We start from the raw sequence: 8893 nt of genomic DNA on the forward strand, positions 1-8893 counted from the left end.
TCTACATATGAAAAGAAGATTGTTATTTGGCGAACGAATGTTACTGGGAGACGGAACAGAACCCTTCAATGCGGTGATCCCTTTCAGACTCAGAGGTACCTTTGCATTAAAGGATATCCAGCAGGCTTTGGCTCAGATCCAGAAAAAACATCCGTGGTTAAAAGCGCTGATCGCTCACGATGAGAAAAACATTCCCTGGTTTGATGTTCCTGAAAACCCTGTTTCTATTCCTGTAAGAATCATTGCCAGACAGAGTGAAGATCAGTGGCAGGAAGAATCCAGAAGGGAATGGAATACTTTATTTGATCCTAAAAAATTGCCTCTTATCCGGTTTGTCTGGATCAAGGGCGAAGACGTTTCTGACATGCTGTTTTCGTTTCACCATTGTTTATGTGATGGTGGTTCTGCAATGGCCTTCCTGTATGAATTTTTAAAAGTATTGGATAATCCAAAAGCGGATATCGGGATAGAACATCCTATTTTAGGCATTCAGGATGTAGTCCCGGCCCATATTTTAAACAACCGTAAGCAAAAATTAAAAGCTAAATTCATCGGAAGATTAGCCGCTACAGCCATTAAGGTTATTCCTACCGGTAAAAAATCCATTGATAGAAAGGATGATTATCTGCTTCACTGGAAAGTAAATGAAACGATAAGCCAACAACTGGTTTCCTATTGCAAATCCAATGGCGTGACGGTGAACACCTTCTTAAGTGCCGCTTTGCTTCAGGCTTTCAAAAAAATAAAAGGAACCGGAGCTTTCAATAAAGTGTCCTGCCCGGTAGACATCAGACGTTTTGCTACCCAGGTGAAGAACGATCATATTTTTGCTTTTGGGCTGATGATCGTAGTTTCAGCCAATGAAAAGCTGAACTTTATAGAAAATTTACGTGCGATGCAGGCTTCTGTAGAACGTAAAACCTCTAAGCTTGATCCTTATATTACCATGATGGTGATGGAATCCGGGCATGATGCGCTGAATAATTTCACCAAGCTTTTAAAGAACGGAAAATCCTCCAACGACTGTATGTTTTCCAACCTGGGACGCATTCAGATTCCTCATGAGTATAAAGAATTTTCAGTAGATACTATTTTCAGTCCGTCTGTGATTGGCCCATTGGGAAATACAACGACATTGGTAGTGTCTACCTACCGCGGGAAAATGGATTTTTCCTTTGTGGGAAGCGAAGGCTATTTACCATATATTGATGCCATCACCATCCGTGACGAGTTTATGCAGATTATTAAAACCCAACTGGAATACATTGCTGTATCATGATCAAAAGAAAACTAATGATGGTGGAAAGGATCATGTATGTAGATCCGGAAACCCCCGTAAACTGTATATTTGCAGCCAAAATAAAAGGAGAACTTCCGGAGCAGAATTTTAAGACTGCTCTGGAAAAAATCCAGCAGAAACACGCGTTGTTAAGAGTGGTTATCGACTCTAAAAGTGAGAAATATCCCTTTTTCATAGAAGAAAAAGAGATCGCTCCTATCCCACTCCGCATCGTAGAAAGAACAACAGACCAGGATTGGCTGACAGAGTCTCAAAAAGAATGGAAAATCTTATTTGAGGAAGAAAAAACACCACTAGCCCGTGTAGTGTGGGTACGAGGACAGGATGTTTCTGAAGTCTTTTGGGCCATTCCACATTGTATTTCAGACGGAACTACCGGAGTTACCTTAATGCAGGAGCTGCTTCAGCTTTTGGATAATCCAGATCTGGAGTTAGAACCTTATGAAGCGTTCACCTCCGTAGATGAATTTTTACCTTCCAATTTTAATGTAAAAACTAAGAAATTCAAGGCAAATCTTTATCTGATGTTTGCTAAGTTCTTCTTCCTTTTGCAACCAAAAAGTAAAAAGAAAAATCTGGGAAACAATTATGTTCTTCACCAAAAACTGGATGCAGAAACCACTTCTCAAATTACGGAGCGATGCAAAGCCAACGGAGTTTCCGTACATGCTTTACTGTGTGCCGCATTTATGCAGGCCTTTCAGGAAGTAAAAGGGAAAGAAGCCAAAGGGAAAGTGATCAGTCCGGTGGATGTGCGTCATTTTATTCCGGAGATCAAAGAGGATCATTTATTTGCCTTTGCTCCAACGGTTGATCTTGCTCTAAAAAAAGGAAATTCTGACCTGTTGAACAATGCCCGACATATCAAAGAAGATCTTGTCCAGAAAATTGGTAAGATGGAAGCCCGCGAACTCCTGTGGATGGGTGAACAGATGCACCCGATTGTAGACCGTATGATCTCCATGCTTAAATCCAGCAATGGCGGCCATGATGTAACCCTATCCAATATGGGCAGGATCAACATCCCGAGTGAGTATAAAAACTTCAGCATTGAAACCATCTTCAGCCCTACGGTAGCCTTCCCATGGCTAAACTCAAACACTTTGGTAGCGAGTACCTACAACCGTCAGATGGATTTTATATTTTTGTCCAACGAAGACTTCCTTCCCAAAGCGGAAGCCGCCCAAATAAAAGAGAAAGCCATAGCGCTCATGACCACCTCATGAAATTGAAATTTAAGCCGAAGCCGCCTAAAAAGCTCAAAAAAACTACCCTTAAACGCTTTCTCATCAAGCGTACGATTTATTATGTCCTTCCCAATGTATTTTTCAATTTCATCATTGCCTATGCCAGCTTCAAAGAATTAGGCTACACCCATTTTTTCTCAGGCGAACAGAATCTGGCCCGCCTTACCTTACCCATGGCCCTGTTTCTCCCCGTTGTCCTCACCATAGACATCCTCAAAAGAGTAACCGATGCCGCCGGACAAGGCGCCATTGAGTTTACCGTAGATGAAGCGTTGAACATAAAAAAGTTAATGACCAAGCTGAGTATTCTGCATGGAGTGATTACCTGTTCTTTAGTATTAGCTATACTTTTTTTAGGGCAGTATAATTTTTCTAAGGATTATAAGCTGGATGCTACGGCCATGGCAGTGGTGGTTGGAATTCTGGCAGGTATTTTATCTGTGGTATTTGTGTATTTGCCGGTGTGGAGGTTGAGGAGGTGGATGTGTAGGAGGATTGAGATTGTAGCATAAATTCATTATTTAACCTTATTAATCTGAGTCTTTAGTCAATATGACTAAAGATTAATTCTACTAAAAAATGAGCACACAATATTTCTGAAAACATAATAGTCTAGGCATTATTTGGCTTTCTTTACTAGGTTTCCTTATATTTACCTCTTAAACTAAGAAGACCAAATGCTTAATCAAAACCCTGAACAAATTGCTCGTGATCGCATAGACGAAATGCTTCGTCAGGCAGGATGGGCTGTACAATCTAAAAATCAAATAAACTTTAATGCTGCAAAAGGTATTGCTGTTCGTGAATATCAGACTTCAGTAGGACCTGCTGATTATGTTTTATTTGTAGATCAGAAACCTATTGGTATCATTGAAGCCAAAAAGGAAGAAGAAGGGTTTCGATTAACAACAGTTGAAGAGCAATCAAAAAATTATGCACAAGCTCAACTGAAATTTTTTAAAAGTACAGAAGTAATTCCTTTTGCATATGAAAGTACGGGTGTAATTACTCGTTTTACAGATTATAGGGATCCGAATCCACGGAGCCGGGAGCTATTTCATTTTCACCAACCTGAAATGTTGATGGAATGGTATAAGAAAGAAAAAACATTACGAGAACGTTTCAATGATATACCAGTTTTAGAAGAAGCTGGATTACGTCCTGCGCAGGTTGTTGCCATAAATAATTTAGAAAAATCATTTAAACAGAATAAACCTAAAGCTCTAGTGCAAATGGCAACCGGAGCTGGTAAAACTTTTACAGCAGCAACATTTATTTACCGTCTACTTAAGTTTGCAAAAGCAAAGCGCATTTTATTTTTAGTTGACACAAAAAATCTTGGTGAACAAGCAGAACAAGAGTTCATGGCTTTTCAGCCAATTGATGACAATCGTAAATTTACAGAACTATACAATGTACAACGATTGAGCTCAAGTTATATCGCATCAGATAGCCAGATATGTATTTCCACTATTCAAAGAATGTACTCTATTTTGAAAGGTGAGGAAATGGATGAAAGTGAAGAAGAGAATAGCCCTATTGAACAATCATCCTGGCTTCAACAAAAGCTGGCTGAAAAAAAAGCTGTTCCTGTTTCTTATAATGAAAAAGTACCTATTGAACAGTTTGATTTTATTGTCATTGACGAATGCCACCGTTCTATTTATAATCTCTGGAAACAAGTTTTAGATTATTTTGATGCCTTTTTGATTGGGTTGACAGCTACTCCGGATAAACGGACTTTTGGTTTTTTCAATCAAAATGTAGTAAGTGAATATACTTACGAAGAGTCTGTAATTGATGGGGTGAATGTTCCTTACGAAGTCTATTCTATTGAAACAGAAATCTCCAAAAAAGGGGGGCTTATAGAATCAGGATGGTTTGTGGACAGAAGGGATAAACTTTCTAGAGCTAAACGTTGGCAACAAGAAGATGACGATACAGAATATCTGCGTAATGATCTGGATAAAGCTGTTGTAAATGTATCACAAATCCGCACGATCATTAAAGAGTTTAAACAGGCTTTAGAAACCAAGATATACCCTGATCGTTGGCAAAATGATGAATATGAAGTACCAAAAACTTTAATATTTGCCAAAACAGACTCCCATGCAGATGATATCATCAATATTGTGCGTGAAGAATTTGGGGAAGGCAATGATTTCTGCAAAAAAGTAACTTATAAAATTGATGAAGACCCAAAATCTTTATTAAATCGTTTTCGTAATGATTACTATCCTCGCATAGCAGTTACAGTAGATATGATCGCAACAGGAACAGATGTAAAGCCATTAGAGGTACTGTTGTTCATGCGTGATGTAAAAAGTGTCAATTATTTTGAGCAAATGAAAGGACGTGGTACACGAACTATTAATGATGATAAATTACAATTGGTAAGTAAAACAGCTCGTGTAAAAAATCATTTCGTTATTGTAGATGCTGTGGGAGCTACTAAATCTAAGAAAACAGATAGTCGACCGTTAGAACGTAAACCTTCAGTCTCAATGAAAGAATTGTTGGGTGCAGTCACTATGGGTATTTCAGATGAGGATGTATTTCTGTCTTTAGCCAATCGACTTATTCGTTTAGATAAACAATTGAGTGAAAAGGAAAAAGAACATATTATTGAGCTTTCCCGAGGCAAACCATTACTGCAGATTATCCGTGAGTTAATTGAAGCTTTTGATATTGATAAAATAGAAGAAAATGCCCAAAAACTAATACAGGTTATTCCTCTACAGGAACGTACACCGGAAAAGATAGAAAGAGCAAAAGCAGAAGCCCACGAAGCTTTGATCAGAAAAGCATCATTATCATTTAATGGCCCGTTGAATGAATATATTGACAATGTAAGAAAACAACACGACCAAATTATTGATCATATTAATATTGACACTGTACTAACTTCTGAGTGGGATACAACGACCGTTGATAAAGCTGAAAGTTTAATTAATAATTTTGAAGAATATCTGCGAACTAATAAAAACGAAATCACCGCATTAAGTATTTATTTTGATCAGCCATTTCGAAGAAAAGAAATAACTTTCAAAATGTTGAAGGATCTTATGGAGAAAATACGACTGGAAAAACCGATATTTGCACCCCTGCATATCTGGGATGCTTATAAAAATATTGATGCAACGACGGCTCATGCTCCTAAAGATGAATTAACTGCTTTAGTTTCATTATTACGGAAAATTTGTGGAATAGATGAAGTTCTAAAGCCTTATGATAAAACAGTTGATGACAATTTTAAGCAATGGATATTTGCTCAAAATGCCGGACAGCATAACCGTTTTTCATCTGAACAAATGGAATGGTTAAGAATGATTAAAGATCATATTATCAGTTCTTATCATTTGGAATTAGATGATCTTGACTATACACCATTTGATGTACAAGGTGGGCGTGGTAAAATGTATCAATTATTTGGCAATGATATGCAGAGTATTATTAATGAATTAAATGAAGCTTTAGCAGCATAATGGGAGAAGATTGGGTTAAATGTAAAGTTGAAGATATTTTTTCCTTCATTGGTGGAGGAACCCCAAGTAAATCAAATAAAAATTATTGGAATGGTTCTTTAAACTGGGCGTCTATAAAAGATATAAAAGGAGATTATTTAAGAAATACTATTGATTCTATTACAGAACTAGGTCTTAATAACTCTGCTTCAAATTTAGCTCAGATTAATGATATAATTTTAGCAACCAGAATTAATCCAGGTAAGCCAATTGTTTCTAAAATTTTAACTGCTATTAATCAAGATCTAAAAATTGTAAAATTTCCTAAAAATTATATAAACGAACAATTTGCATTTTATCTTTTTAAAAATATTGAAAAAGATGTAATTAAACTTTCATCTGGAACAACTGTATTAGGAATAAATCTGAATAATTTAAATTCGATATCAATTAACATCCCTTCCCTCTCTGAACAAAAAGCAATTGTCAAAAAAATAGAAACTTTATTTTCATCTTTAGATGCTAGTATTTCAGATTTGAAAAAATCTCAAGAACAATTGAAAATCTATAGACAAGCTGTTCTGAAAAAAGCTTTTGAAAAAATTAACAATTTTGAAAATATTGGTAATTTGGTAGAAATGCAGGCAGGGCTAGCTTTCAAAAAATCTGAATATGCAAATGATGGTGTCCGTTTATTTCAAATTGCAAATGTTTCATTTAATGAAACTAAATGGAATCAGATCGAATATTTACCCTTAAATTATATAGATAAATATCCTGGATTATTATTAGAAAACGGAGATATTGTGATGGCTCTTAATCGTCCATTATTAAATGATAATTTAAAAATAACCGAAATTAAAATTAACGACCTGCCATCCATTTTATATCAAAGAGTAGGAAGATTTCATTTTAAATCTAATTTATTGAATAAATATTTTTTATATTATCTACAATCACCAAATTTCATTTTATGGCTAAAAAAGCAACTTCAAGGTGTTAACATACCTTTTATCAACAAAAGTAAACTATTTTCTTATAGTGCATTTCCAATTTGTAACGTAGAAAAACAACAACAAATCGTCAAAGAGATAGAATCCCGTTTATCAGTTTGTGATGATGTAGAAAAACAAATCAAAAATAGTTTGGATCAAGCAGAAGCTTTACGCCAAAGCATCTTGAAAAAAGTTTTTGAAGGAAGTTTACTTACTGAAGAAGAATTAAGAGCTTGTAAAGCAGAACTGGATTATGAACCAGCTTCAGTTTTATTAGAAAGAATAAAGGCAGAGAAAGAGGTTCATAAACCTGTAAAGAAAATAAGTAAGAAAAAAGTATCTTAAAAAAGGGGTTAAAAGAAGTTAGAAGAATGACTGAATCAACAATTATATCAAAAATATGGAACCTCGCTAATGTGATGCGAGATGATGGTGTAGGTTATGGAGATTATCTGGAACAAATCACCTATCTGCTATTTCTGAAAATGGTGGATGAGCTAAATAAACCACCTTATAACAAAAACATACCATTACCTAGAATAAAAGATGTTGAAGGAAAAGAAATTAAAGATGGAGATATTTGCAATTGGGAAAATTTAACGTCAAAGAATGGAGCTGAATTAGAAAGTTTTTATGTACAGCTTTTACGTACCCTTTCAAGTGAAAAAGGGATGCTGGGGCAGATTTATGCGAAAAGCCAAAATAAAATTCAAGATCCCTCTAAATTATTACGAATCATTACATTGATTAACAATGAAGAATGGTCTGTAATGGGTTCTGATGTTAAGGGAAAAATCTATGAAGGGTTACTGGAGAAAAACGCAGAAGACACCAAATCTGGTGCCGGGCAATATTTTACTCCCCGTGCATTAATCAATACTATAGTGAAGTGTGTACAGCCTAAACCGCTGAAAACAATTATAGATCCAGCGTGTGGTTCGGGAGGATTCTTTTTATCTGTTTATGAGCACATTACACATCACCACAAGTTAGATCGTGAAGAAAAAAAGTTTTTAAAAGATGAAACTTTTCATGGTAACGAAATCGTAGCAAGCACACGCCGTATGTGTCTTATGAATTTGTATTTACATGGTATTGGTGAGATTGATGGTGAACCTTTAATTAAATCATCAGATGCTCTAATTGCTGCAGAATCAAACACGTATGATTATGTATTGGCCAATCCTCCTTTTGGAAAGAAAAGTTCATATATAGTAACTAATGAAGAAGGAGAAGTACAGCGTGACGATATGAGTTATAATCGTCAGGATTTTTGGGAAACAACTTCCAATAAACAACTGAATTTCTTACAACATATTAAATCTTTGATGAAGATTGATGGTGAAGCCGCAGTTGTTTTGCCAGATAACGTTTTATTTGAAGGAGGAGCCGGGGAAGAAATCCGTAAACAATTATTAAAATCTACTGAATTACATACTATTTTACGTTTACCAACTGGTATTTTTTATGCTAATGGTGTAAAAGCAAATGTTTTATTTTTTAATAATAAAGCTGCTTCTAAGAAACCGTGGACAAAAGAAATTTGGATTTACGATTATAGAACAAATGTACATCATACTCTAAAGAAAAAACCTTTAACAGAAGTTGACTTAGAAGATTTTGTTACTTGCTATAACAGTTCTAATATAAACAACCGTAAGGAAACCTGGTCAGAAGAAAACCCAGATGGACGCTGGAAAAAATTCACCTATGAAGAGATCATAGCCAGAGACAAAACTTCTTTGGATATATTTTGGATTAAAGATCAAAGTCTTACAGATTTAGATAATCTACCAGAACCTGATATCTTGGCACAAGAAATTATTGATAATATAGAATCTGCTTTAGCTAGCTTTAAAGAGATTATGAAGGATTTGGAAAATTAAA

6 protein-coding genes are annotated in these 8893 nt (G+C 35.5%); all 6 read left to right on the plus strand.

Going from position 1 to position 8893, the window contains the following annotated elements:
- Nucleotides 1–7: 7 nt before the first annotated feature.
- The 6 genes from AC27VX_RS22290 to AC27VX_RS22315 all read left to right on the plus strand — a co-directional run bounded on the left by AC27VX_RS22290 (nucleotide 8) and on the right by AC27VX_RS22315 (nucleotide 8892).
- The gene (locus AC27VX_RS22290) at nucleotides 8–1279 is read left to right on the plus strand and encodes a condensation domain-containing protein (RefSeq protein ID WP_488698072.1); all 1272 of its coding nucleotides are present in this window, start codon (nucleotides 8–10) and stop codon (nucleotides 1277–1279) included.
- Entirely contained in the window at nucleotides 1276–2526 is a 1251-nt protein-coding gene (locus AC27VX_RS22295; RefSeq protein ID WP_488698074.1) for a condensation domain-containing protein, read from the plus strand. Before AC27VX_RS22290 ends, AC27VX_RS22295 begins: the two co-directional genes overlap by 4 nt.
- On the plus strand, nucleotides 2523–3059 hold the full coding sequence (locus AC27VX_RS22300) for a hypothetical protein (protein ID WP_488698076.1): 537 nt from the start codon (nucleotides 2523–2525) through the stop codon (nucleotides 3057–3059). The genes AC27VX_RS22295 and AC27VX_RS22300 overlap by 4 nt, the downstream gene beginning before the upstream one ends.
- A 165-nt stretch (nucleotides 3060–3224) precedes the next feature.
- Complete coding sequence (locus AC27VX_RS22305) at nucleotides 3225–6032, plus strand: type I restriction endonuclease subunit R (RefSeq protein WP_488698078.1); 2808 nt, start codon at nucleotides 3225–3227, stop codon at nucleotides 6030–6032.
- On the plus strand, nucleotides 6032–7351 hold the full coding sequence (locus AC27VX_RS22310) for a restriction endonuclease subunit S (protein ID WP_488698080.1): 1320 nt from the start codon (nucleotides 6032–6034) through the stop codon (nucleotides 7349–7351). The genes AC27VX_RS22305 and AC27VX_RS22310 overlap by 1 nt, the downstream gene beginning before the upstream one ends.
- A 26-nt stretch (nucleotides 7352–7377) precedes the next feature.
- Nucleotides 7378–8892, plus strand: coding sequence for a class I SAM-dependent DNA methyltransferase (locus tag AC27VX_RS22315; protein ID WP_488698082.1), 1515 nt, complete (start codon nucleotides 7378–7380; stop codon nucleotides 8890–8892).
- The last annotated feature ends 1 nt before the right edge of the window (nucleotide 8893 follow it).

The organism is Chryseobacterium sp. 14P4.3.2 (assembly GCF_057799275.1).

Excerpts from the sequence above, each read along its gene's own strand:
- AC27VX_RS22290 (WP_488698072.1), top strand. The coding sequence starts at position 8 with ATGAAAAGAAGATTGTTATTTGGCGAACGAATGTTACTGGGAGACGGA.
- AC27VX_RS22295 (WP_488698074.1), top strand. The coding sequence starts at position 1,276 with ATGATCAAAAGAAAACTAATGATGGTGGAAAGGATCATGTATGTAGAT.
- AC27VX_RS22300 (WP_488698076.1), top strand. The coding sequence starts at position 2,523 with ATGAAATTGAAATTTAAGCCGAAGCCGCCTAAAAAGCTCAAAAAAACT.
- AC27VX_RS22305 (WP_488698078.1), top strand. The coding sequence starts at position 3,225 with ATGCTTAATCAAAACCCTGAACAAATTGCTCGTGATCGCATAGACGAA.
- AC27VX_RS22310 (WP_488698080.1), top strand. The coding sequence starts at position 6,032 with ATGGGAGAAGATTGGGTTAAATGTAAAGTTGAAGATATTTTTTCCTTC.
- AC27VX_RS22315 (WP_488698082.1), top strand. The coding sequence starts at position 7,378 with ATGACTGAATCAACAATTATATCAAAAATATGGAACCTCGCTAATGTG.